Annotated in this window: 20 protein-coding genes and 1 tRNA gene; 15 read left to right on the top strand and 6 right to left on the bottom strand. The window is 36.5% G+C overall.

What is annotated here, in order from left to right:
* Window positions 1–14 precede the first annotated feature (14 nt).
* Both BN3326_RS12155 and BN3326_RS12160 read left to right on the top strand, forming a co-directional pair.
* Complete coding sequence (locus BN3326_RS12155; protein WP_069999522.1) at window positions 15–1,091, top strand: alcohol dehydrogenase catalytic domain-containing protein; 1,077 nt, start codon at window positions 15–17, stop codon at window positions 1,089–1,091.
* A 128-nt stretch (window positions 1,092–1,219) separates the two neighbouring features.
* Complete coding sequence (locus BN3326_RS12160) at window positions 1,220–2,164, top strand: AEC family transporter (RefSeq protein ID WP_069999523.1); 945 nt, start codon at window positions 1,220–1,222, stop codon at window positions 2,162–2,164.
* Between the two features lie 23 nt (window positions 2,165–2,187).
* Here the strand turns inward: BN3326_RS12160 and BN3326_RS12165 are convergent, their stop codons facing one another.
* Window positions 2,188–4,461 (bottom strand): beta-glucosidase, encoded by a 2,274-nt coding sequence (locus BN3326_RS12165; protein WP_069999524.1) that lies wholly within the window; start codon window positions 4,459–4,461, stop codon window positions 2,188–2,190.
* A gap of 111 nt (window positions 4,462–4,572) precedes the next feature.
* Here BN3326_RS12165 and BN3326_RS12170 point away from each other — a divergent pair, with 111 nt between their 5' ends.
* Both BN3326_RS12170 and BN3326_RS12175 read left to right on the top strand, forming a co-directional pair.
* Window positions 4,573–5,826 carry a helix-turn-helix domain-containing protein gene (locus BN3326_RS12170; RefSeq protein ID WP_083258688.1) on the top strand — a complete coding sequence of 418 codons (1,254 nt, stop codon included), beginning with the start codon at window positions 4,573–4,575 and terminating at the stop codon, window positions 5,824–5,826.
* A 45-nt stretch (window positions 5,827–5,871) separates the two neighbouring features.
* Complete coding sequence (locus tag BN3326_RS12175; protein ID WP_069999525.1) at window positions 5,872–6,285, top strand: EamA family transporter; 414 nt, start codon at window positions 5,872–5,874, stop codon at window positions 6,283–6,285.
* A 304-nt stretch (window positions 6,286–6,589) separates the two neighbouring features.
* Here BN3326_RS12175 and BN3326_RS12180 read toward each other — a convergent pair whose 3' ends face one another.
* Together BN3326_RS12180 and BN3326_RS12185 are read right to left on the bottom strand one after the other, a co-directional pair.
* Window positions 6,590–7,489, bottom strand: a complete 900-nt coding sequence (locus BN3326_RS12180) for an AraC family transcriptional regulator (RefSeq protein ID WP_069999526.1) — start codon at window positions 7,487–7,489, stop codon at window positions 6,590–6,592.
* 51 nt (window positions 7,490–7,540) lie between these two features.
* Entirely contained in the window at window positions 7,541–8,356 is an 816-nt protein-coding gene (locus tag BN3326_RS12185; protein ID WP_330389714.1) for an aldo/keto reductase, read from the bottom strand.
* Between the two features lie 353 nt (window positions 8,357–8,709).
* On the opposite strand from BN3326_RS12185, the gene BN3326_RS12190 reads away from it, so the two are divergent.
* The 6 genes from BN3326_RS12190 to BN3326_RS12215 all read left to right on the top strand — a co-directional run bounded on the left by BN3326_RS12190 (window position 8,710) and on the right by BN3326_RS12215 (window position 14,083).
* Entirely contained in the window at window positions 8,710–9,630 is a 921-nt protein-coding gene (locus BN3326_RS12190; RefSeq protein ID WP_069999528.1) for a dihydrodipicolinate synthase family protein, read from the top strand.
* A gap of 58 nt (window positions 9,631–9,688) precedes the next feature.
* Window positions 9,689–10,765, top strand: coding sequence for a sialic acid TRAP transporter substrate-binding protein SiaP (locus BN3326_RS12195; RefSeq protein ID WP_083258689.1), 1,077 nt, complete (start codon window positions 9,689–9,691; stop codon window positions 10,763–10,765).
* A 36-nt stretch (window positions 10,766–10,801) separates the two neighbouring features.
* A complete protein-coding gene (locus BN3326_RS12200) occupies window positions 10,802–11,293 on the top strand; it encodes a TRAP transporter small permease (RefSeq protein WP_069999529.1) in 492 nt (163 codons plus the stop codon).
* Between the two features lies 1 nt (window position 11,294).
* Entirely contained in the window at window positions 11,295–12,584 is a 1,290-nt protein-coding gene (locus BN3326_RS12205) for a TRAP transporter large permease (protein WP_069999530.1), read from the top strand.
* Between the two features lie 111 nt (window positions 12,585–12,695).
* The gene (locus BN3326_RS12210; RefSeq protein WP_069999531.1) at window positions 12,696–13,178 is read left to right on the top strand and encodes a NanQ anomerase/TabA/YiaL family protein; all 483 of its coding nucleotides are present in this window, start codon (window positions 12,696–12,698) and stop codon (window positions 13,176–13,178) included.
* Between the two features lie 2 nt (window positions 13,179–13,180).
* Window positions 13,181–14,083 carry a dihydrodipicolinate synthase family protein gene (locus tag BN3326_RS12215; RefSeq protein ID WP_069999532.1) on the top strand — a complete coding sequence of 301 codons (903 nt, stop codon included), beginning with the start codon at window positions 13,181–13,183 and terminating at the stop codon, window positions 14,081–14,083.
* 121 nt (window positions 14,084–14,204) lie between these two features.
* Here BN3326_RS12215 and BN3326_RS12220 read toward each other — a convergent pair whose 3' ends face one another.
* The gene (locus BN3326_RS12220) at window positions 14,205–15,029 is read right to left on the bottom strand and encodes an AraC family transcriptional regulator (protein ID WP_069999533.1); all 825 of its coding nucleotides are present in this window, start codon (window positions 15,027–15,029) and stop codon (window positions 14,205–14,207) included.
* A 141-nt stretch (window positions 15,030–15,170) separates the two neighbouring features.
* On the opposite strand from BN3326_RS12220, the gene BN3326_RS12225 reads away from it, so the two are divergent.
* The 4 genes from BN3326_RS12225 to BN3326_RS12240 all read left to right on the top strand — a co-directional run bounded on the left by BN3326_RS12225 (window position 15,171) and on the right by BN3326_RS12240 (window position 20,483).
* The gene (locus BN3326_RS12225) at window positions 15,171–16,487 is read left to right on the top strand and encodes an alpha-glucosidase/alpha-galactosidase (RefSeq protein WP_069999534.1); all 1,317 of its coding nucleotides are present in this window, start codon (window positions 15,171–15,173) and stop codon (window positions 16,485–16,487) included.
* 259 nt (window positions 16,488–16,746) lie between these two features.
* A complete protein-coding gene (locus BN3326_RS12230; RefSeq protein ID WP_069999535.1) occupies window positions 16,747–18,000 on the top strand; it encodes a cation:proton antiporter in 1,254 nt (417 codons plus the stop codon).
* A gap of 326 nt (window positions 18,001–18,326) precedes the next feature.
* Complete coding sequence (locus BN3326_RS12235; RefSeq protein WP_069999536.1) at window positions 18,327–20,345, top strand: LTA synthase family protein; 2,019 nt, start codon at window positions 18,327–18,329, stop codon at window positions 20,343–20,345.
* A gap of 57 nt (window positions 20,346–20,402) precedes the next feature.
* Window positions 20,403–20,483, top strand: a tRNA-Leu gene (locus tag BN3326_RS12240).
* A gap of 62 nt (window positions 20,484–20,545) precedes the next feature.
* On the opposite strand, the gene BN3326_RS12245 is transcribed toward BN3326_RS12240, so the two are convergent.
* Window positions 20,546–22,348 (bottom strand): FAD-dependent oxidoreductase, encoded by a 1,803-nt coding sequence (locus tag BN3326_RS12245; protein WP_069999537.1) that lies wholly within the window; start codon window positions 22,346–22,348, stop codon window positions 20,546–20,548.
* Between the two features lie 275 nt (window positions 22,349–22,623).
* On the opposite strand from BN3326_RS12245, the gene BN3326_RS12250 reads away from it, so the two are divergent.
* Entirely contained in the window at window positions 22,624–24,333 is a 1,710-nt protein-coding gene (locus BN3326_RS12250) for a DEAD/DEAH box helicase (RefSeq protein ID WP_255363192.1), read from the top strand.
* 75 nt (window positions 24,334–24,408) lie between these two features.
* On the opposite strand, the gene BN3326_RS12255 is transcribed toward BN3326_RS12250, so the two are convergent.
* Window positions 24,409–24,888, bottom strand: coding sequence for a dihydrofolate reductase (locus BN3326_RS12255; protein ID WP_069999538.1), 480 nt, complete (start codon window positions 24,886–24,888; stop codon window positions 24,409–24,411).
* Window positions 24,889–24,941: the final 53 nt, after the last annotated feature.

The raw sequence follows: 24,941 nt of genomic DNA on the forward strand, positions 1-24,941 counted from the left end.
CAGGGGGAGTTAATATGGAAAATGCAGCAAAAACAATGAGAGGGCTTGTAGCCTATGCACCTGGAGATTATCGTTTTGAAACGAATATACCTATACCAACAGCTGAAGATGGGGAAATTGTTATTAAAGTTGAAGCTTGTGGTGTGTGTGCTGGAGATGTTAAGGCAGAACATGGAGCAAAATCATTTTGGGGGGGAGATGGTCAGCCAGGATGGATTAAAGCACCGGTTATTCCAGGGCATGAATTTATTGGATTTATAACAGAAATTGGGCCTAATGTTAAAGGTTTTGAAATCGGTGACCGTGTGGTATCTGATCAAATTGCACCTTGTTGGGAATGTAAGTTCTGTAAGACAGGCAGATATTGGATGTGCCAAAAACATGATATATTTGGATTCCAGAACAATGTAAATGGTGGGATGGCAGAATACATGAAGCTGCCAAAAGGTTCGCTAGTCTATAAAGTGCCTAAAGATGTACCTATAGAAAAAGCTGTCCTTATTGAGCCTTTTGCATGTTCTAAACACGCAGTTGACAGAGGGAATATCTCAAATGAAGATATAGTTGTACTGTCTGGTGCTGGCACATTAGGTCTTGGTATGGTGGGAGTTGCAGCACTCAAGCAACCTAAACTTCTCATTGTACTTGATATGAAAGATGAAAGGCTTGAAATAGCTCAAAAATTTGGAGCAGATATTGTGATAAATCCAGGCAAAGAAGATGCAGTTCAAAAAGTCATGGAATTAACAGATGGCTATGGGTGTGACGTATACATAGAAGCAACAGGGCATCCATCAAGTGTAACACAGGGGCTTAGTATGATTCGCAAGCTTGGAACATTTGTAGAGTTTAGTGTGTTTAGTCAGCCTGCTACAGTAGACTGGAGTATAATTGGAGATAGAAAAGAACTGGACCTTTTAGGGGCGCACCTAAGCCCATATTGTTATGAGCCGGTCATCGAATGGATTGTAAATGGGAAATTACCTACAGAAGGTGTTGTAACCCATAAACTGCCACTTGAAAAGTGGCAGGAAGCTTTTGAACTAGCAGGAAAAGGGGACGGTGCTTTAAAAGTAATCCTTATACCATAAAACGTAGAAAGAGGCTAGTGATAATCTGATGATTGATTATTACTAGTCTCTTTCTATGTTTTTTATTCTAAAGCTCACTGGTTTGAATAATATAAATGGAGGCGTTTCAAACAAAGGAGTTGGTTAATATGCAAGAAGCACTACTCGTAGGTAACCAGGTATTATTAATATACATCTATATAGCAATAGGCATAGTGTGCGTTAAGAAGCAGATTGTAACACAGGAGATAGGCAAAAATCTTTCAAGCTTTGTACTTATGGTTATAACACCTTGTTTAATTATAAAATCCTATATAAGACCTTTTGAAAAAGCACATTTACTAGGGCTTGCTTTAGCTTTTTTGCTTGCTTTTATATTTCATGGCATAGCCATTATCGTTTCAAATTTTCTGATTAAAAAACGAGAAGGCATACGATATAAGATTGAGCGCATGGGAGTTGTTTATACAAACTGTGGGTTTATGGCCATTCCTTTAATTGTTGTGGCGGTAGGAGATATAGGCATATTTTATGCCGTTGCCTTTATCAGTGTTTTTAATATGGCGCTGTGGACCCATGGGATCATGGTAATTACCGACAGGCGCAGTATCAATCTTAAATCAGCAATATGGAATCCTGGGGTTATAGGTTTTATAATAGGCTTTATAATCTATTGTACGCAGCTGCATATTCCTGATCTTATTGACCAAGGTGTTACAAGTTTATCGCAGCTTAATACACCGCTTGCTATGATTATCACGGGAATTTTTTTAGCAGAGATAAATTTTAAGTCTGTTTTTAAAAATTATAATATCGCTTATGTGAGCGGCATTAGGCTTTTTATATTACCGCTAATAATGCTGATTATCATTAAAATTTTAGGGGTGGAGTACTGGATGACAGGAGCTGCAGATGTCATTATGGCGAGTATTTTAGCTTGTTCGGCACCTGCAGCAGCATCCATTGCACTGCTTCCTGCAAAGTTTGGCATGGAGGGAGAGTATGGTGCTAAGATTGTGGCGCTTTCCACACTTTTGTCCATTATTACGCTGCCACTTTTTAATTTACTGACGAATCTATGGGTGAGAGGATAAGGCTTTTTTGTCCTTCTTATTATCTAGTTACAATCATCCGCATTGAGTTCGGCTAAGAGATCATTCATCATACTTTCACTAAAAGCACCACCGCTAAAGTTAATCATGCCGCGTAGTACAAAATCGCTCATCATAACAGCCATATCTGTACCTAAGGATTCGGAAGAATTATGTTTATCCCCCAGCATAAGGTTAAGCAGCTCCTCGGCTGTTTTTTTGCCTTTCGGATGAAGCATCAGATCACCGAGTGTTGAGTTTCTGGTATAAAGTTTCTTGAGCGGCGTTGTAGACTCAACGTATACGGTAGCTTTAAGCCTAATATCTTGAGAAGAACTGCCTGCTAATATTTCAAAATCACCGCTTTCTATATGCCAATCTTTTATAGCGGTATTGTAGTAGGCAAAAGCTCTCTTAGACAGTACAAAGCTTACAGTTTTGGTTTCGCCAGGTTCTAAAGATACTTTCTCAAAGGCCCTTAATTCTTTAATGGGTCTTATGACGCTACTCGCTATATCACGGACATAAAGTTGAACCACCTCTTTGCCAGAAGCAGTACCTGTATTTGCGAGGGAGACATTTACAGTGAGTGTATCATGGTCTTGCATAGTCTCTTTGTCAAGTTTGATATCACTATACTCAAAAGTTGTATAGCTTAAACCATGGCCAAATGGGAATAGAGGTGCTAATTCTTTAGTATCGTAATAGCGATAGCCTACAAATAGACCTTCTTTGTAGGCTACCGTATCACCTTCACCTGGGAAGTTTAAAAAGCAAGGCGTATCGCTAAGCTTTTTAGGGAAGGTTTCTGCGAGTTTACCGCAAGGATTTGCATCACCAAAGAGTAAATCTGCTATAGCAGCTCCAGATGCCTGACCAGCTATGTAGGCTTCAAGCACACCTTTAACGCTGTCTATCCAAGGCATTTCAATCGGTGAGCCATTACTTAAGACCACCACAATATTTTTTTGTACCTTGGCAACTTCTTCGATAAGACGTACCTGGTTTTCAGGGATTCTGAGATGTGTTCTATCATAGCCTTCGGATTCATAATGATCTGGAAGACCAGCGAAAATAACTGCCGTATCAGCAAGGGCTGCGATTTTTAGTGCTTCTTCAAACAACCCTGCATCAATAGCATCACTCGTTAGACTAAAACCTTCGGCGTAAGAAAGTGAAGCTGTATGACCTGCAGCTTCTACAAGCTTAAGGAAGGCACTATCTACTTGTGTTGGATTGATATGAGAACTTCCACCGCCTTGAAATCTTGGTTTCTTGGCAAAAGCACCTATAATAGCCAATTGACTTTCTTTTTTTAGCGGCAGAATATTATCTTCATTTTTTAGCAGTACCATACATTCCCGTGCGACTTGACGGGCGAGTTCATGATGGGTGCATTTATCATAAGAGGCATTTTCTTTTTTTGAGTCTACGGCCTTAAAAATTATTTTTAAAAGTCGTTCGACAGATTCGTCAAGAATAGATTCTGGTAAGGTACCCTCCTGAACTGCTTTTACAATCTTAAGATCATTAACGCCATTACTAGAAGGCATCTCGAGTTCTAGTCCTGCGCTAAGTCCTTGGGCTCTTTCATCCACAGCGCCCCAGTCAGACATGACAAAGCCTTCGTGACCCCATTCATCTTTGAGTATCGTACGGAGCAGATATTCATTTTGAGAACAATAATCTCCATTTACTTTATTGTAAGCACACATAACTGTCCAAGGCTGGGCCACTTTGACAGCACCTTCAAAGCTTGCGAGGTAGATCTCTCTCAGGGTTCTTTCGTCTAAGACAGCATCTACAGATAATCTTCTATGTTCTTGATTATTGACAGCGAAATGTTTTAAAGAAGTGCCTACACCTTGACTTTGAACCCCTTTGATATGAGAAGATGCCATCTCTGAAGATAAGTACGGATCTTCAGAAAAATATTCAAAGTTTCTGCCGCATAAAGGTGAGCGCTTAATATTAGCAGCAGGACCAAGAAGAACAGCTACATTTTCGGCTTGACATTCTTCGCCCAGTGCGGTGCCTACTTTATGGAGTAAGTCCCTATCCCAAGAGCTTGCCAGTGTTACGCCAGAGGGGAAACAAGTTGCTTTTACACTCTCGTTAAATCCAAGATGATCGGCAGCTTCTGCTTGTTTTCTAAGGCCATGAGGTCCATCTGTTACCATTATTTTGGGGATGCCAAGACGTTCTACGGCTTTGGTATGCCAAAAGTCTAAACCGCTGCAAAGGCTTGCTTTTTCCTCGAGTGTCATCTCTTGGATAATTTTTTTGATATCTCTAACCATTTTTTATACCTCCTATAGGTCATTTGTTAACTCATTTTAGCATGTAGTATGGTATAATTATTGTATAAATATCAGAGTTTTATCATAAATTTCATATAAGGAAGTGTTGGAGTGACTGTAAAGACTGAGCATAAAATGACAGAAGAGGATATTGAATATCTTTGTAGATTATTAGTAGAGGTGCTTAAAATCCCTGTTTATTTTCTAGATGAAAAATATGAAGTTTGTTATGCTTTTGCATATGGGCATTTGAGCAATCCTTTGCAGCCCAGTTTAAAACAATTATTTAAGGAACTCTTTAGTCATAAGGAAGTTTATGAGTGGCCTATTATTAAATCTACCAAGTACTATGAAAACTATTGTGCCATAAGACTGATTCAAGAAGGTGGTTTTAAAGGAACGTTTATTATAGGGCCTTCGCTTTATGCTTATGTTACGGCAAATGAAATAGATACTTTAATCAAAGCGAATGATCTCCCACTTAGTGCTAAAAGACAGTTTATTGACTATTATAATACGGTTGCCATTTTTGACTATAAAAAACTTATAAGCACGAGTCTTTTAGTTTACTACTATGTTTATAAAGAACAAATGAGTGTATCGGAAGTTATGGAAAAGAACAGCTCGCTTAAGCAGGTGCCGGTAAAGATAAGAAATGATTGTGAAGCCTCTTTATCAAGAAATAGGCAGAGTATTGTATTTCATCATTCACAGTCTGGGGAAAAACATATTTTTAACTACATTAAGTCAGGCAATAAAGAAGCGATTTTAAAGTATCATCCTAAACCTCAGGATGGGGAAGTTGGTATTCTTTCAAAAAATAACCCACTCAGAGGGCAAAAAAATCTTGCGATCTGCAGTGTGACACTGGCAACGCGGGCGGCTATGGAAGGCGGGCTTGACTCAGAGACGGCTTATACCCTCAGCGACCTATATATTCAGGAAATAGAAGAAATCAATGAGATAAAAGATTTATCAGATTTAGAAGTTAAGATGCTCTGTGATTTTGCAGACAGGGTCAAAAAGGTAAAAGAACATATATATTCAAAAGCCGTTAATGTATGTATAAGGTACATCTTTAAATACTTATATGAAGAAATCACACTTGTAAATTTAGGAAAGCAGGCGAACCTGCATCCGAGTTACCTTTCGGAGTTGTTTAAGAAAGAGGTAGGGATTACTGTAAGTGAATATATTCAAAAAGAGCGTATTGAAGAAGCTAAAAAATTGCTGGTATCGTCTAATTATACTTTGTTAGATATTGCGGCTTGGCTTCAATTCCATGATCAAAGTCATTTTACAAGAGTATTTAAAAAGTTTGAGCATATCACACCTAAAAAGTATAGAGATCTGCATATGGTATAAGAGACGTATTATATTTGATACCACTTTATATGAGGGGGAAACAATATGTGGATATTATATGCTTTATTATCAGCGGTATTTGCAGCACTCACTTCGATTTTAGCGAAGATAGGGATTGAAGGAATCAGCTCTAATTTGGCAACTGCTATTAGAACGATTGTGGTACTTGTTATGGCTTGGGGAATTGTGTTTATGACAGGCACCTGGCATGAAATATCAAATATCAATCAAAAAAGCTGGGTGTTTTTAACCTTCTCAGGACTTGCTACAGGATTTTCATGGTTGTTTTATTACAAAGCACTTCAGATTGGAGAAGCTGCGAAGGTAGTACCTATTGATAAATTTAGTGTGGTGATTACCATGGTGCTCGCATTTGTTATATTAAAAGAGGCGATGACGGCTAAAACAATAATAGGGGGGATTTTTATAACTATTGGGACATTTGTTATGATATTATAAAGTTCTTGGGCGTCTACGAGAAGATTTTAGGGTTCTCCAGTTGCTCGCTTGCATATTTCTAAAAATCTAAGCACTTTCTTTAAATGAACGCTGCAAACTCGCTGCGCTCAAACAGTGCAGCTAAGTACCATTTAAATAAATTGCTAAGATTTTTTACGAAATACTCCAGAGGCAACTTCCGAGCCCTAAAATCTTCTTGCTAGGCGTAAAAAGATTTAAATAAGCATTAAGCGTATCAATAGCTATAAAATAAGCCTTGGTTAAGAAATGAAAAGACTCTTAACTAAGGCTTATTTTGCAGATGTCAATCTTTTTTTGGATCAGAAATACAAAAGCGTTCGCGGTATTCGGACGGGCTGCAGTTGGCAAGTTTTTTAAAGACTGAACAAAAGTAGTTACTGGATGAAAAACCGGCCTCAAAAGCGATGTCTGTAATAGACATAGTACCCATCTCGAGTTCGTGCTTGGCATATTCGATTTTTCTTAAGGTAATATACTCATTAGGGGTAATACCAACCTCTTCTTTGAATTTGGTTTTAAATCTAGATAAGGATAAGGCAGCAATGGCAGCGAGGTCCTTTAATTGAATATTTGAGTAGAAATTTTCTTCTATATAATCGATAGACTTCTGGATATGAAAGTCTCGGGCAGACATACCATCTTGGTTAATTGTCTCTAGATTTGGGACATTAAAGATAAAACAACATAAATATTGCAGGCCGGAATGCATCGAAAATATATCACCTTTAGCAAATAAATCAAAGGCTTTTTTTAAGAGACCTATATGATAGGCATCTAACTTAAGGTGCCTGTTTTTAAGGCTGCATAAAGCATCAAAAAGCGTATTACTGAGTTCTTTATTTAGGCCAAGTAAATTATCTTTACTTTTAAGATCGATTTGAAAAGCATAAAATTCAGCAGGGTTTTGAGGGAGCGGGCCTGTACTATGCATTTCTGTAGGAAAGGTTATAAAGACTTCATTTCCGGTGATGTTGTAGCTTTTATCTTCTACATGGCAAAGACGTTTGCCTTTAACCAAACAGTGCATTTCTATAATGTTAGAGTGATAGTGCATGGGAGTGGGAATAATAGCTCTACTAAGATTCCAGTAAGCAAAGTTTTTAAGGCCGGGTATTTTATGGTAATCAAAGGTTATAACCTTCTTATGCTTTTCCCAGCAAAAATCATCTATGATCTCATACATCGACTATCACCTCTTTTATAATAATGATTATAGATTCTATTCTAACAAACTTTAGACAATATCTAAAGGGACTTTTTTTGAAGGCGCAGGAAAGATTTGATCAAGCTTCTGTAAATCTTCCTGATCAAGAGTAAATGTATTAACGCGTGCATTTTCTAACACATGAGCAGTATTAGAAGCCTTGGGGATGGCAATCATGTTGTCGTGGCGCATACACCATGCCAACAAGATTTGTATAGGGGTGGCATGATGTTTATCTGCTACCTTTTTTAAATCTGGATGTTGGATGAGTCCTCTACGAAGGGTTCCAGCTTGAGCAATAGGGCAATAAGCCATAATGGGTATACTATTTTGTTTCTGCCAGTTTATTAAATCATATTCTATGCCTCTTGAACCTAGGTGATACAGTACTTGATTGACGGCACAGTGGCTACCCTTTGGCAGACTAACTAATTCTTTCATATCACGGGTATCAAAATTAGATACACCCCATCTCAGGATTTTGCCAGTCTTTATAAGGTTTTCCATACCTTCAATCGTTTCTTCCAATGGTATACTACCGCGCCAGTGCAACAAATAAAGATCCAGATGATCTGTCTGCAGGCGTTTTAAACTATTCTCGCAGTTCTTTGCAATGTTTCTAAGACCTGCATTATGCGGATAGACTTTTGATACAAGAAAGACCTTATCCCTCATATTTTTAATAGCTTCACCTGCCACGCACTCGGCACCACCGTCAGCATACATTTCTGCGGTATCAATCAGAGTCATGCCAAGATCTATACCAAGCCTCAAGGCTTCTATTTCATCTTTCTGTTTACCTGGGTTTTCTCCCATATACCATGTTCCCTGCCCGAGCTTGGGCACGGAAGCACCATCTGCTAATAATACTCTGTGCTCTTGGTTGATGCTATAGAGTTCTTGAGTTATTTTAGAATCAAGTTTTATCATAATAATATCCTTTCTAAATCATATTTCATGCGTATACCTTTTTAATAAATATACAATATAAAGAAGAACATATCTAATGTTGTTAAAAAAACATTACTCATATCATTCTTATATTAGATAAACAAAAATATGTGTGTGTTATAAGTAAATGTATAAAAAAGTACTAAATATTATATTGAATGCACCTAAGAATTAAAAATATTATACTATAAACATCATCAAATACAAATAGACTTCATTATAAATTGATACTAAGAGAGGAGCGAGACATGAAAAGCACTATAGCAAATGGTGTATGGCCTACTATGGTAACGCCTTATACAGAAGATAATAAAGTTGACTATGAAGGTGTACTAAAAATTATTGATTGGTACGATAAGCAAGGCGTGGCAGGTATATTTGCAGTATGCCAATCTAGTGAAATGTTTTTTCTTTCAAAAGAGGAAAGATTAGAGCTTGCAAAGTTTATAGTAGAAAATACTCCTAAACATATGGGGGTTATAGCATCAGGACATGTAGCGGATACAGCTTGCGAACAAATTGAAGAGGCAAAAGAGGTTATAGACTTAGGGATAGATGCCTATGTATTTATTTCCAATAAGTTTGCCGCACCAGATGAAGGTGAAGAAGTAGTTAAGAAAAATATTGATAAGATCGTTAATAGTATACATAATATTAATTTTGGTATTTATGAATGTCCTTATCCGTATAAAAGACTTATCACACCAGAAACTCTAAAGTGGTGTGCTGACACAGACAGATTTCTATTTCTTAAGGATACGTGCTGTAATCTAGAGGGACTGCAGGCTAAAGTAAATGCTACAGCAGGAACAAACTTAAAGATCTACAATGCGAATGCAGCAACACTACTCGAAAGTTTAAAAATGGGATGCGCTGGGTATAGTGGGATTATGACAAACTTCCATGCAGAACTTTATGTATGGCTGTGTGAGAATTATGCTAAATATCCTGGAAAGGCTGAGAAATTACAAGCGTTTTTAGGCGCAGCTTCGGTGATAGAATGTCAGTGCTATCCGGTTAATGCAAAGTATCATATGCAGCTTGAAGGATTAGGTATTAATTATCATAGCCGCGTAAAAGACAAAAATGAACTTACCCAGAGTAGGCAGATAGAGGTTAAACAGATGCAGGTTATGTATCATCTCGTTAAAGAATGGCTGGATATCTAAAAATAATATCTACTATAAAAACTGATTTGTAGTAGACTATATTAAAAGGAGGAGTATTATGTTTAAGAAGATGGTAGCAATTTCAATGGTCGTAGCAACAATGTTTACAGTAGGGGGATGTGGGGCAAATAACCCAAAAGAGGCGTCACAGCCGTCACCAGCAGCTCAAGCTGAAACAAAAAGCCAAGAAGCACAAGTGCCAGCAGGTGAAACACCAATTGAACTTAAATTTACAAGTGTTTCTGTTCCGGGGGATACGCACACAGAATCTATGGATGTATTTGCAAAAAAAGTAGAAGAATTATCAGAGGGATCGATTAAGGTTAAGGTTTATCATTCAGGGTCACTTTTCTCATCAGAAAATGAGTTTGATGCACTCTTAAACGGAGATGTTGATATGGCATATATATCAAATCCAACTATAGCGACAAAGATAGATTACTTTAACATGTTTACATCTGGTTATTTCTTTAAAGATTATGAACATATGACATCAACATTAAATGGAGATATCGGTAAAAATATCATCAGAAAGGATATTGAAGAAGAACTTGGCATTGTGCCGCTAGCGAGCTTCTACCTTGGATCTCGTCAAGTCAATACGACTAAAAAAGCAATCAATAGTTATGATGATATGAAAGGCTTATTGCTTAGAATGCCTAACTCACCAGCATGGTTATTCTTAGGTAAAGCATTAGGCGCAAATCCTACACCAATGTCATTTAATGAAGTTTATACAGGTCTTTCTACAGGGGCGATTGATGCACAAGATAATCCGCTTCCAACAGTGCAAAGTGCTAAATTCTATGAGGTTACAAAATACATTGCAGTAACAAATCACGTTATTGACTCGATTTATCCTACTATTAATAAAGTAACTTGGGAGAAGATGAGTGAAAAACAACAACAAGCTATGAGAGAGGCGATCGAGTTCACAAGAGACTTCTGTGATACAACTAACCTTGAAAAAGAAGCAAATCTTCTTAAATTCTTGGAAGAACAAGGCTTAACGGTTACTCGTCCAAATCTTGATGAGTTTAGAGAAAAAGTACAAGCAGCATATCTTGAGGATTCAGAGCAAACAGCCAAATGGAATATGGATCTTTTTGAAGAGATACAAGCAGCTGCAAAATAATTATTTGATAGTTTATTTTGATAAGGGGGACAGCGCTTGGATAATGTAAAAAAAATTGGAAAAAAAGTGATCGACTTTCTTGGAATAACTGTTCCTACAATAACATTTCTTATTATATTTATTACTTTTATGATAGGGATAATTTCAAGGTATGTGCTTAGACAACCGGTTCCTTGGACCTATGAAATAAGTATTTTAGCGTATATGTGGACCATGTTTTTTGGGGTCGGTCAAGCGATTAGACTCGATGAACATGTTGTATTTGGACTTGTGTATGACTCGGCAAGTGAGAAAGTTCAAAAGATATTCAGAGTTATTTATAACTTAGCTGTTGCTATTTTAGTGACTATTGCATTTATGCCTTGTTTAAACTCTATGTTGAGTAAAAGAGGAATAACAGGTGTATTGCAGCTTCCTTATAAATGGGTATTTGCACCTTTTCTCTTGATGTTCATTGAGATCATTCTAAGATGTGCCTACAACGTCATTAAAGAATTTATGCTACAAAAGAAGGAAGAGGTGAAATAATATGCCACTAAGTGTTATTATACTTTTTGCAGTAATGGCTTTGTGCTTTATTATCCGAATGCCTGTATCCTTCTCAATGCTGGCCGCATCAATTATATACTTTATAGTGAGTGGCAATGACATGGGGCAAGTATTCACGGTTATAACTGGTAATATGTTTTCAAATTATATTATGCTTGCAGCGCCGCTATTTATCTTTACAGCAAATGTTATGAACCAAGGACTTGTAACAGATAAAATCTTTAAATTTTGTAATGGTCTGTTAGGTAAATTTAAAGGTGGGACAGCACAGGTTAATGTTTTTGCATCCCTTATATTTTCAGGCATGACAGGTTCTGCTATTGCAGATGCATCAGGGCTTGGACTTATGGAAATAGAACAGATGAAAAAAGAAGGTTATGATGATGGCTTTAGCTGTGCAATTACAGCGGCGTCAGCTACAGTGGGACCTATTTTTCCACCAAGTATTCCAATGATCGTTTATGCGATGCTATCTGGTGCATCTATTGGCAACTTGTTTATGGGGGGGATGGTACCAGGCGTGCTTCTTGCGGGAATACTTATGATTTATGTGGCTGTTATCTCACATAAAAGAGACTATCCAAGAGGTGAAAAATATACAAGAAGAGAGTTTTTAAAGTTTTCTATTCAAGCCATACCAGCACTTATGACACCAGTTATTTTGCTTGGCGGTATTTATGGCGGAGCTGTTACGCCTACAGAAGCGGGAGCAGTTGCAGCTTTATATGCTATTATCGTTTCAGTCTTAGTTTATAGAAATATGGGTGCGGGTGAGCTTTGGAAGATCTTAAGAGAAAGTGCAAGAATGACAGCGGTCCTCGGATTATTAGTAGGTACTGCAATGTTGTTTTCTTATATCATTGCACTTGAGCAGATACCTAATCTTGTGACAGATGCAGTAATGGGTGTTACGAATAATCCCCTAATCTTCTTATTTGTTGTTAATATTGTATTTCTGCTACTCGGAACCGTAATGGATGTAAGTACGATACAGCTTGTATTTGTTCCTATGATTATTCCGCTTGTCAAAGCATTTGGCATAGACCTTGTACACTTTGGAGTAGTCATTTGTCTTAATATGATGATAGGACTTTCAACACCACCATTTGGGATGCTGTTATTTATTGTATCGGGTATGAGTAAGACACCTATTAAGAAGGTTATAAGAGAAATACTTCCAATGGTAATCATTATGATTATACTGTTATTTATTATTACATATGTACCAGATATTGTAATGTGGATGCCACGTACATTTGGAATTAAATAAGGATTCAATAACTCTTTGAAATAAGCCTTCTTTTTCTAATAATATAATAGAAAAAGAAGGCTTTATCTAAACATAAACAACCGGTATAACACCACAACAGGGGGGATTTGAATGATCGTTGACCATATTAGCAATCTAAAAAAATATAATGAATTGGGACTTTGGGGAGAGAAGATTATAGAGTTTATTGCGTATTTTCAGAAAGCGAAGTTAAGAGATGGCAGGTATGACATTTTAGGAGATAATCTTTTTGCACTTGTACAAAGTTATATGACGATACCAAGTGACGAGGGAAGGTGGGAATCACATCAGGAGTATGTTGATCTACAGTATATCGTACAAGGCGCAGAGATGATGTATTGGGCACTTACTGATACGCTGGCAGTCAGCGAAGATCATACGCCAGAAAAGGATATTCTGTTTTATCATAAGGGGCCCCATAAGGCAGCGCTCATATTAGAAAGAGATATGTTTGCTTTGCTTCTTACCCATGATGCGCACATGCCTTGTTGTGAGACTTTGCATAAACAGAAGGTAAAAAAAATAGTCTTTAAAATAAAATCAACGATACTAAAGCGTGGTTTGGAGGAATAATAATGAAAAAATTACATGGCGTGACAACTGCTATGGTTACTCCTATGGATGAGATGGGTCGTGTTAATCTAGAAGGTGTAAAACAGCTGACAAACTTTTTAATTGAAAAGGGGGTAGATTGTCTGTATCCCTTAGGAACTACAGGTGAAATGCTCAAGTTAAGTATTGAGGAAAGAAAAATAGTAGCAGAAACAATCATTGCAACAACAAAAGGAAGAGCTACAGTGTACATACATGTAGGATCTATGAGTACAGACACAACGATAGAGCTTGCAAAGCATGCCCAAGCTATAGGGGCAGATGGTATTGGGATAGTTACACCCGTCTTTTTCTATACCAATGAAAGAGAACTTGAAAATTATTTTGTGCAAGTTGCAAATAGCGTTTCGGAAGATTTTCCGGTATATCTCTATTCGATTCCACAGTGTGCAGCTAATGATATTTCAGTAGAACTATTACAGAAAATGATGACTAGATGTAAAAATGTAGTAGGGATTAAATATAGCTTTGGAGATTTTGTAAAAACACAAGAATACAGCTTGGTCAACGGGGGGGATGTTTCAGTGATGCATGGCTGTGACAGACTTTTTGCACCGCTTTTAACACTTGGTTGTGATGGCACTATATCTGGAATATCCTGTGTATATCCAGAACCTTTTGTAGCTGTTTATAAGGCTTTTAATGAAAATAATATTCCAGAAGCTAGACGGCTACAGAATATAGCTGCTACTTTTTGTAAGGTATTAAGAGGCGGTACGAATATGGCGTATTTTAAGTCTGCCTTAGAACATAGAGGAATAGCTGCAGGACATATGAGAAAACCATCTCTTAACTTAACATTAGACGAATTAACTGCATTTAAAAAAGAGCTTATCAAATTAGATGAATTATTAAAGGAGATATAAATATTAATTGCTATTAGTCTTTTTTCGGCACTCACCACATGGCTTCCAAGTATTTTAGGTTACTAAAGTAATACAATAAAAACCCGTTTTGGCTTAATGCTAAAACGGGTTTTTAGAATGACTAAATAGTATTTTTGCGATAATGACTAGGGGCTATGCCGTGGGTCTTGGTGAAAGCTTTAGAGAAACATAGTACATCACTATAACCTACAGAGCGGGCGATATCTCCTAGAGATAAAAGAGGGTTATGCATCAGTTCAACAGCTTTGTTCATTCTGTAATCAATTAAAAACTGCTGAGGGGATTTAGAGAGAAGCTCTTTAAATAAATGGCACAAATAGCTTCTGTCGAGTCCGATGTGGCGTGACAGTTCTGTAATAGTTATCTTTCTAGAGTAATTCCTTTCAATATACTGTATAGCTGTTTGTAAATAATATTCTTTACGGTCTCGGCGACTTGGCTGTGCCAAAGTTTGAGGACTGATTTCGATTAGTTCTGAGAGCAACGTATACAGGATGCCAAGCAGTCTTAGTTCTCTTCCTACTTTTAATTTTTGGGTTTCCAGCATTTCTTTAAAACAATGAGTGATATAACCTTCGCTTGCAAGCGATAAAATAGGTGTTTTTTGTGTAAGTCCTGCAGCTTCTAAATATCCTGCAGCTTTTAGCCCGTGAAAACCAACCCAAGCGTATGTCCAAGGATCAGATGCATCGGCTTCGTAAAAGGTAATGGCATCGGGGCAGATTAAAAAACCTTGGCCTTTTTCTAAAGTATAGATTGTGTTATTCGCATGAAAGGTGCCTTTGCCGCTTAAAACATAATGAATCAGAAAATGGTCTCTTACGGCAGGGCCAAAAGCATGGGAGGGCGCACAAGCTTCATAACCACATTGGTACATCATAAGATCAGTTAAGTTTAGTCGATTAACTTCTAAATGTAAAGACATAGTATTCCCCTTATCAAAAGATGTAACAGCATTATATCACATTTGGACATATAGAAGCTACATCTATCTATTTAACTTTTAGGGCAAATCACCTAAGATAATATTAAGGATCAAACAACATCAAATTAAAGGAGAGAGCATATGCCAAAAATTTGTTTTTTAGGAGCTGGCAGTACTATTTTTGCTAAAAATGTTTTAGGAGACTGTATCTATACGGAAGAGATTAAAGACCTCGATATTGTTCTGCATGATATTGATGAGAAAAGATTAGAAGAATCTAGGGTGCTTATAAGTTATATTATTAAAACCTCGGGCCGAGATGATGTTAAATTATCTTGTAGTTTGAATAGAAAAGAAGCATTAAAAGATGCGAAGTATGTAGTCAATGCTGTGCAAGTAGGCGGCTATGATCCTTGCACGATTACGGATTTTGAAATACCTAAAAAATATGGTCTAAGACAAACAATAGCAGATACATTAGGTATAGGGGGGATCTTTAGAGCACTGCGTACGATACCAGTTATGAAAGCTTTTGCGGATGATATGGAAGAAGTATGCCCGGATGCACTACTTTTAAACTATACGAATCCTATGGCAATGCTTACAGGGTATATGCAAAGTCATACTTCTATTAAGACGATAGGTCTTTGTCATAGCGTACAAGATTGTGCAGCTAGACTTTTAAAAGATGTAGATATGACAGAGTACATAGATCGGTGCAAATGGGAAATTGCAGGGATTAATCATCAAGCGTGGCTTCTTAAGATAACGGATCTTGAAGGAAATGATTTATATCCAGAAATTAAGAAACGGGCTTTATCAAGTGATATGAATGAGTTCAAAAAAACCGATCTTGTAAGACTGGATATGATGCATAAGTTTGGCTACTATATCACTGAATCCTCAGAGCATCTTAGTGAATATACCCCATGGTATATTAAATCTAACTATCCAGGTCTTATAGAAAAGTTCAATATTCCACTGGATGAGTATCCAAGACGTTGTGTAGAGCAAATAGAACAATGGGCTAAAGCGCAAGAAGAGCTTATGAATGATCCTAAACTAACACATGAAAAAACTTATGAATTTGCTTCTTATATTATAAAAGCTATGGAGACCGATAGTCCTTTTAGGGTACATGGCAATGTTTTAAATACAGGCCTTATCACTAACCTTCCACAAAATGCCTGTGTAGAAGTACCTTGTCTTATTGACAGAAATGGGGTTAACCCTTGTTTTGTTGGAGAGTTGCCAGAACAGTGTGCAGCGATTAACAGGACTAATATCAATGTACAGCTTCTTACTATCAAAGCGGCAGCAACGCTTGAAAAGAAATATATCTATATGGCGGCTATGCTAGATCCCCATACTGCGGCGGAGCTTTCTATGGACGATATTATCCAGATGTGCGACGACTTAATAGAAGCTCATGGAGACTGGATTCCTAAATATCAATAATAAGTAATAAAAACATATTGTTTTTTACTATGAGTATAGTATAATCAATATGAAATGAATAAACGGATGACAAAGAGGTCATTATGTCTTTTTAAAAAAGTCATAGTGGTCTCTTTATTATTCTAGGAGGTGTTTTTATAAGCGGAGTATGTAAAAAAATAAGTTGTTGATGCATATAAATATTATGTTGAAAGTTATTTGTAAGAGGAATATAATAAGGTTTGATTTAAATACATCAAAAAATTGGAGATGAAGTTTTATGCTATCGTATAAGTATTTATTTGACATTGCGCTTATTCTTATCAGCACTAAGTTACTCGGTTTATTAACCAGAAAGTTTCAAATGCCGCAGGTGGTAGGTGCTCTGCTGGCGGGATTGATTCTGGGACCGGCGATGTTAAATATCTTAAATGAAACTAATTTTATACAACAAATGGCTGAACTTGGCGTTATTGTGCTTATGTTTACAGCAGGACTTGAAACGGATATACAAGAATTGAAGAAAACAGGAAAGGCTTCACTTATCATTGCTTTAATGGGGGTGCTATTTCCACTTTTGGGAGGATTTGTTATTGCTAGTATATTCAATAAAGGTGATGGCATTAGTACTAATGCAATGATGCAAAATATATTTATAGGAATAATACTCACTGCAACTTCTGTGAGTATTACAGTAGAAACCTTAAAAGAACTAGGGAAATTAAGTACTCGAGCAGGTAATGCTATCTTAGGCGCGGCGTTGATAGATGATATTTTAGGGATTATTGGTGTTACTATTATTACCAGTCTTGCTGATCCTAGTCAATCGGTTAATATCTGGTTGGTACTCGCTAAGATTATTCTATTTTTTATCTGTTCATTAGGAATTGGCTTTATATTTTATAAGTTTTTTGCTAAATGGGTTAAAAGATATGATAAGGACTTAAGGCGGTTTATCATTGTGGCTTTTGTCTTTTGTCTACTTTTAGCTTTTGCAGCAGAAGAATTTTTTGGGGTTGCAGATATAACAGGTGCTTTTATTGCGGGACTTATTATTTCAAATACAGAACGAACCAAGTATATTGAAGCTAGATTTAACACTATGTCCTACATATTGCTATCACCAATATTTTTTGCAAGTATAGGAATTTCGATTGAGATGCCAAAGATGTCAGGAAACATTATATGGTTTACAATCCTCCTTCTTATAGCTGCTATTTTAACAAAAGTTATTGGATGTGGTATAGGTGCTAAACTGTGTAAGTATTCTAATAAGGAATCCTTAAGAATTGGTGTGGGAATGGTATCAAGAGGAGAAGTTGCACTGATTATAGCAAGTAAAGGGGCGGCGGTTGGACTTATGAGCGCTGCGATGTTTGGGCCGGTAGTTGTGATGGTTGTGGTAACAGCTATCATTACACCTATTCTTTTGAAAATAGTTTTTAGAAAAAATAACAATCACCCAGGCAGTCATGAGGAAGTAAATAGTGAGCTCGTTAAGAGATATGGACAAAACTTTGAGTTTAGCAGCTGAATAGGTTAAATCTTAAAGTGTGAAATCTATACTACAATAAAAATAAAAAAGAGTTAATCCAGTCTGCCTTTAATATTTGATGAGGCAGACTATTTAATTTAACATCTATAGATCTATTTGAAAAGCAGTTGGGATTATAAAGGGGATTTAGTGTGTATAATGAGAGATAAAGATTACCATAATAAGTGTATAGACTCCTATTATAAAGATTGGGAGTTTTTTTCTGCATAATAGTATAGAGAAACAACATAATGATTTCACATTACATATTATTGTGAGTAACTAAAATTAAGAAATGTGAAAGCTATATTAAAAGAGGGGCGTATATGATAGAGAATGATCAGCGAGATAAAAGAAACTTAATGAAAGACGTAACTTTCCAAAAAGAAGATTTTAAACTATTCGCTAATAGTATACTATGTCTTGTCATTGCATTTTTGGTTTTAGTAATGATAGAGTCATTTCAAAGAGGCGTGCAAGAAGCTTTAAACTTCATAAGTGAATATAAAACGACAGCACTGCTGAATTATCTCATACTTCTTATTACCATTGCTCCTGCAATGATGATAAAACGTGTGAGTTTTTTGAGCTTGCTGCTTAGTCTGCCGTGGTGCATACTTGCGGCTATGAGTGTTATGCTTATGAGATTCAGAGGAGTACCCCTGATATGGGCAGATTTTAATAGTGTAAAAGAAGGGGCGGCTATTGCGAAGGAGTATGTCTCTTTTGAACTGATCGTTCAAATAAGTTTAGGTGCAGGTATAATACTTTTAATATTGATAAGTTCTTACTTTATTAAATTTAAAACATATGAAGTAAGTTGTATAAAAAGGTTTTTAGTATGTATAGTGCTCATAGGTATAGGGTTTTTAGGAAGAAGTTATCTGATGCAATTTAGGGCTGGGCAGGAACATAAATGGGAGATAGCAACTTTATATAAAAGAAATGGATTTATTCATTCTTTGAGCAAATCATGCCTATATACAATGAGAAGGAAACCCAGTGATTATTCTAAAGAAGGTATTGAAGCTGTAATAAGTTATATAAATAAGAGCCAAAAGGATAATTTTAATAGTAGAGAGATAGCAGAAAGTGCCAAAAAGCCTAATATAATTATGGTTCAGTTAGAAGGTTTTTTCGATCCTACTGCTATAAAAGAAACATACTTTAATGAAGATCCTATCCCTTATTTTAGAAAATATTTTAATGAAGGCTATAGTGGCCTTTTACAAGTTCCTACCATAGGAGGAGGCACAGTAAGAACAGAATTTGAGGTGATAGCGGGTGTTAACCTAGATTACTTTGCACCAGGAGAAATTCCTTATAACAGTGGAGTTACTCAGCGTGGACCGATTGAAACCATAGCTTATATTTTAAAGACACAAGACTATAAGACGACTGCTATACATAATTTTGAAGGTAACTTTTATAGCAGGCATGAAGCTTATAAAAATCTAGGATTTGATAGATTTATTCCTATGGAAAGTATGACAGGTCTTGTTAAATATCGCGCCTTTCCAGAAGATATGGTTTTAATTGATTATATCAAACGTGCTTTAGAGGCGAGTGAGGAAAGAGATTTTATATTTACTATCACAGCAGGCTCTCATGGACCTTATCATACAACACTTAATAAAGGTAATGAAGCTTATGTAAGTGGTAATCTTAAAGAGACTAGTTTATATCAGCTTCAAAATTATACTTCACTCATTAGAAGAACAGATAAATTTGTTGGTAAATTAGCTGAGTATATTTATTCATTAGAAGAACCAACAGTACTTATTATATATTCTGATCACTATCCACAGCTAGAAAGTTTGGAGGAGCTAGATCAGGATGAGAAATTTAAAACCCCCTATTTTATAATTGATAATCAAAACAAGGTGCCGCATAAAAGACATAATGATATAGAAGCCTATCAGTTGTCGACAGATGTTTTAAACTTAACGGAACTAAAAGGCGGCATGATGAATACGTTTCATACCCTTTATAGGTATAAAAAAGATTATCAAAAGAAACTTAGAAATTTGCAATATTATACACTTTTTAGTGAAGAGTCGTTTGGGGTAAATAAAGATAAGTATAAAACTACTCAGCTCGAAATAGGACTTGAAAAGTTAGAAATAACTACGACTAAGTATCAAGGGGATAGGTTGATCATTGGGGGAAATGGATTTACAGAAAGCAGCAGGATTTTTATAAATAATCATTCGGTTGAAACAGAGTTTATAAGCCCCCATACGCTTATAGGAAAAGGAATAGGAGAAAAAGCCAAAAGTATCAATATAGAGGTTAAATATATAGGGCGATATGGCGTCTCCATACTGCGCTCAAATGTTTTTTAGAATTTATAAAAAAAGTACTGGATATTAGGATTAACTTCTGTTACAATAGTAAAGCGAGCGGGTGTGGCGGAATTGGCAGACGCACTAGACTTAGGATCTAGCGCCTACGGCGTGCAGGTTCAACTCCTGTCACCCGCATGAATACAAAAACAAGCATTTCATAGTTATGAGATGCTTGTTTTTTATTGCCAGAGAAATAACTATGGCATGATGTAATCAATGAGACCAGACATCATAGCATAGAGATCTTCGTTAAGAAGAACCTTCTTTTTATCAATATGAATAAAAGTATTATAATCAATAATATCGGCATGATAAAGTGCATTAAGATCTTTATGATGTGTATTTAATAAGTGATTAAAGATAGAAACAATCTGCCAAGGTGTAAGTGCAGCATGGGTATGGCTTGGGGCAGTTGGCGCAGGAAGTTTAATGCTAGAATTAGCCTGAATAAGTGTCAAGATACGAGAGAGTGTTTCGAAAGTTGCAGTTTCTCTACACCTGTAATCATTTTTAAAATCATATTCCATTGATAAAAAGGCTTTTTTTCTAAGTGAAACAATATAGGGATAAGCCCAGCTGGATTTTTCAGGATGAATAGTATTAAGGGGTGTATCGAGAGTTACCCCGGATGCGATAAGAACTGTCTGGATATTTCTAACGTGGGAGCTGTCTAAGCTGCATGTGCGAACAGAGAGCGAATGGTCTATACTATATGAAGCGAGAATACCAGCGGCTTGGCCTAGGGCCATACCTACAGGCACGGTGCGTGCGCTGCTGTGTGCCAAAGGATCGTAGCTTGCTGAACGGCCGACTATAAGAAGATTATCTATTAACTTAGGAACCATTATAGTAATAGGGATTGTGTAAATGTTTCGGGATGACAAAATGGTACCTCCAAAACGGTCTCTTCTCGTTGCCTGCAAATCCATGGGATAGCTTCCGTAGGCTATTTTATCTTTAAAATTGATATTATTAAAGAGGTCTTCGCCGGTTAATGTATATTCACCAATAATTCTAACACCTTCGCGAATATAGAGTTCATCTGCATACTGATGTAAAACAGCATTTTCAAACCCAATAGCTTCTTGATTTAAATATTTAACAATTGCGGGTAATTCTTTAACGGCTGCCTGGTAGTTTTTGTGAATGTTATTTTCATCAAGAGAATCGGTGTTGAATATCTGAAAGGCATTGATAACAACTGAACCATCATCTTGTAAGGAAAGATTAAGTCTTCTGAGTTGAAATGCGCTTGATGAAGGGGTATAGCTTAGCATATTGGGATATCCCCAGGCTGTCTTAGCAGTTGCGCCGGTATAAATGGAGTTATCGGTGTTAAGGTAGGCTTTTATCTTGGGCCAGTCAGCACCTTTTACAGAGAAAACCAGGGTTGCAGCAGCGTATTCATTTTTCATACCAAGCTCTTCGCGCCCGACGTTATAGGGAACCCCCGAAGCTCTTGCGAATTTCGCATCCCTGCTGGCATCTATAAAGACTTTGCCCTTAACATGAAAAGTATTGCCGGCTTTTGTATAAGAAAGCCCTACTACTTTATTGTCTTGTTTAATAGGGGTAATGTCAGATACGCCGAGGTGCCTATCTACTTTTTCTTTTTGAAGCAGATTGGTAAAATATTTTTTGGTTTTTGGAATATCAATATTCGCGCTATCAGCAGTCTCATCGTAAAACTCTTTAAAAAAACCTGCATTGACAGTTTGAAAAGTATTTGGAGCAATATAGTTCATGTCTAACATGCTGAGCATGCCAGAAGTATAAAGTCCGCCTACATCTGATCTTGTATCGACTAGAAGTACGCGGGAACCGTTTCTTGCACTGCTTATGGCCGCGCTGATACCTTCTGGGTCGCTCCCAATAATTATTACATCATAGGAAAACCCGTAATAAGGTGCAGCTAAAATGGGTATAATAGAAAACAATAAAGAAATAATACAGTATAGTAAAGTAAGTGAAAAAGATTTTTTAACATTAAATAATTGCATCGTCTGATCTCCAAATGTATTAGACTTAGCGCCCATACGATCTATTTATAATATTTTAGTATATAAATATTTAAGGTGTTTTATTCCTAAGAAGAATAGAAAGATATATTTATTACGAGTTATCAAGGGTCTAAAGGGCTGCGGTGTTAGAAAAAAATCTTAAAAAGGAAATGGATTACTCCTTGAGATTTTTTTAAATATGTAGTATGATTTAATGTGGTATGTAAGGAATAGAAATATTTTTATTTAAAAATTATAAATAGATTGTAGAGGTAATGATCATAGAAAGTATATTATTTAATCAATTAGAAATTACAGAAGAAATTAAAAAAGCCGTTACAGATATGGGCTTTGAAGAAACAACACCTATTCAGACAAAAGCTATACCCGTTATCCTAGAAGGAAAAGACGTTATAGCACAGGCACCTACTGGAACAGGAAAAACCTGTGCATTTGGTATTCCGGCAATTGAGGCGATACAGACAGACAATGATAAAGTACAAGTTCTTATACTTTGTCCAACACGTGAGCTTGTTATTCAGACATCAGAAGAATTAAAATCTTTATATAAGTATAAAGAAGGTGTACGTGCACTGCCAATCTATGGCGGTCAGCAGATTGACAGACAGATTCTTGCGCTTAAAAAAAGACCTCAAATTATTATTGGAACACCAGGAAGGGTTATGGACCACTTGCGTCGTAAAACGCTTAAATTTGAACATCTTAATATGATAGTACTTGATGAAGCCGATGAAATGCTTAATATGGGTTTTCGTGAAGATATAGATATTATCTTAGAAAGTGTACCGGAAGAGAGACAATTTGTACTCTTTTCAGCAACACTGCCTAAGGCAATTATGGATATTGCAAACAAATACCAAAAAGATGCAGTAAAGATCAATGTAGTTCACAAAGTGATGACAGTGCCTACAGTAGAACAATTTTATCTTGAAACGAGAGAAAGCAGTAAGGTTGAAGTTTTATCTCGTATAATAGATGCTAATAATTTCAAGCTTTCAGTGGTATTTTGTAATACTAAAAAGAGAGTGGATGATCTTTGTAAGGATCTTCAGACAAGAGGTTATAGTGCAGAAGCGCTTCATGGTGATATGAAGCAATTACAAAGAGATAATGTTATGGGACGCTTCAGAAGCGGACTTATAGATATTCTGATTGCCACAGATGTAGCAGCCAGAGGCATCGATGTAGATGATATTGATGCCGTATTTAACTATGATGTGCCTAGTGATGAAGAATACTATGTGCATAGAATAGGCAGAACTGGACGCGCAAAAAGAGAAGGTGTATCTTATACTTTTGCTGCCGGCAGAGAGCTTAGCAAACTTAGAGATATCCAGAAGTATACAAAAAGTAAAATTAAGCTTATTAAACCACCAACTATAGAAGATATTAAAGAAAATAAATTATCTGGTATATTAGATGAAGTTAAGGATGTTTTAGAGCAAGGCAAGTTAACTAAATACGTTAAATATATCGAACAAATGTTAGATGAACTCGGTGATGTAAGCCAAGATAACTATGCAACCTCTTTAGAACTTGCAGCAGCTTTTCTTAAAATGACTATGAAAAAAACTATTATGGGTTCTTCAAAAGACGTAAAACCAGAAGATTTAAGTTCAGGAATGAGCGCGAGCATAGATGCTTACGAAGGAAATATGGTAAGACTCTTTATCAACGTTGGTAAAAAAGACAACCTTCAAATCAATGACCTTGTTAAGTTTATTGCATCGAATACCAATATAGAAGGCAAATCAATAGGCAAAGTAGATATGTTAGATAAATTCTCTTTCTTCGAAATACCAAAAACACATTTGGGAGAAGCAATGTCTAATCTTATTGACCAAACCTTAAAAGGCAGAAAAGTTAACCTTGAAGTTGCCAATAAAAAACAAGGTGGACGCGGCGGACGCAGCAGCCAAGGCGGTTCACAAGGATCTGGTAATAAAAGCTATAGCAGAAGATAATCCGAGCGACGGATAATCCAAATACAAAACTAAGAAGACATAGGCCATATCACTGTGATATAGGCCTATGTCTTTTTAGTTTCTATCCCATACGGTAAATTCAAAGGAGCAGTTATCAGATGTAAGGGTGCTGCCTTTGAAGCGTTGTACTAGTGTGAAATCATCGGAGTAACTAGGAAACGGCGTATCGCCTTCGATCACTTTATCTACCATAGTAATATATAAACGGTTAGTAAAAGGAAGAAACAGCTCGTAGATCTCCCCGCCGCCTATGATATAACTTTCATGTTCGGCGCTGCACATGATGAGTGCTTGTTCAAAGCTGTGAAGTACTGTAACACCATCTGGTTTAAAGGTGGTATCTCGTGTTAAGACGATGTTTTTTCTATTAGGAAGAGGGCGTCCGATGCTTTCATAAGTTTTTCTTCCCATAACTACCATGTGGCCTTTAGTTTTTTCTTTGAAATATTGTAGGTCCTCTGGGATATGCCAAGGCAGTTGGTTGTTGATGCCGATTTGATTGTTTTTACTTGTAGCTACGATAATGTTTATCATGAGTTTAACTCCTTTTTGAAAATTTTGGATATGTATAGGGGGTGATTGCCAAA

The organism is Cellulosilyticum sp. I15G10I2 (assembly GCF_900095725.1).
GTDB lineage: Bacteria > Bacillota > Clostridia > Lachnospirales > Cellulosilyticaceae > FMMP01.

What these genes read in the sequence shown, in the direction of transcription:
- BN3326_RS12205 (WP_069999530.1), top strand. Translation starts at nt 11,295, where the DNA reads ATGCCACTAAGTGTTATTATACTTTTTGCAGTAATGGCTTTGTGCTTT.
- BN3326_RS12155 (WP_069999522.1), top strand. Translation starts at nt 15, where the DNA reads ATGGAAAATGCAGCAAAAACAATGAGAGGGCTTGTAGCCTATGCACCT.
- BN3326_RS12225 (WP_069999534.1), top strand. Translation starts at nt 15,171, where the DNA reads ATGCCAAAAATTTGTTTTTTAGGAGCTGGCAGTACTATTTTTGCTAAA.
- BN3326_RS12250 (WP_255363192.1), top strand. Translation starts at nt 22,624, where the DNA reads ATGATCATAGAAAGTATATTATTTAATCAATTAGAAATTACAGAAGAA.
- BN3326_RS12160 (WP_069999523.1), top strand. Translation starts at nt 1,220, where the DNA reads ATGCAAGAAGCACTACTCGTAGGTAACCAGGTATTATTAATATACATC.
- BN3326_RS12235 (WP_069999536.1), top strand. Translation starts at nt 18,327, where the DNA reads ATGATAGAGAATGATCAGCGAGATAAAAGAAACTTAATGAAAGACGTA.
- BN3326_RS12230 (WP_069999535.1), top strand. Translation starts at nt 16,747, where the DNA reads ATGCTATCGTATAAGTATTTATTTGACATTGCGCTTATTCTTATCAGC.
- BN3326_RS12255 (WP_069999538.1), bottom strand. Translation starts at nt 24,888, where the DNA reads ATGATAAACATTATCGTAGCTACAAGTAAAAACAATCAAATCGGCATC.
- BN3326_RS12215 (WP_069999532.1), top strand. Translation starts at nt 13,181, where the DNA reads ATGAAAAAATTACATGGCGTGACAACTGCTATGGTTACTCCTATGGAT.
- BN3326_RS12180 (WP_069999526.1), bottom strand. Translation starts at nt 7,489, where the DNA reads ATGTATGAGATCATAGATGATTTTTGCTGGGAAAAGCATAAGAAGGTT.
- BN3326_RS12175 (WP_069999525.1), top strand. Translation starts at nt 5,872, where the DNA reads ATGTGGATATTATATGCTTTATTATCAGCGGTATTTGCAGCACTCACT.
- BN3326_RS12190 (WP_069999528.1), top strand. Translation starts at nt 8,710, where the DNA reads ATGAAAAGCACTATAGCAAATGGTGTATGGCCTACTATGGTAACGCCT.
- BN3326_RS12210 (WP_069999531.1), top strand. Translation starts at nt 12,696, where the DNA reads ATGATCGTTGACCATATTAGCAATCTAAAAAAATATAATGAATTGGGA.
- BN3326_RS12220 (WP_069999533.1), bottom strand. Translation starts at nt 15,029, where the DNA reads ATGTCTTTACATTTAGAAGTTAATCGACTAAACTTAACTGATCTTATG.
- BN3326_RS12245 (WP_069999537.1), bottom strand. Translation starts at nt 22,348, where the DNA reads ATGCAATTATTTAATGTTAAAAAATCTTTTTCACTTACTTTACTATAC.
- BN3326_RS12195 (WP_083258689.1), top strand. Translation starts at nt 9,689, where the DNA reads ATGTTTAAGAAGATGGTAGCAATTTCAATGGTCGTAGCAACAATGTTT.
- BN3326_RS12165 (WP_069999524.1), bottom strand. Translation starts at nt 4,461, where the DNA reads ATGGTTAGAGATATCAAAAAAATTATCCAAGAGATGACACTCGAGGAA.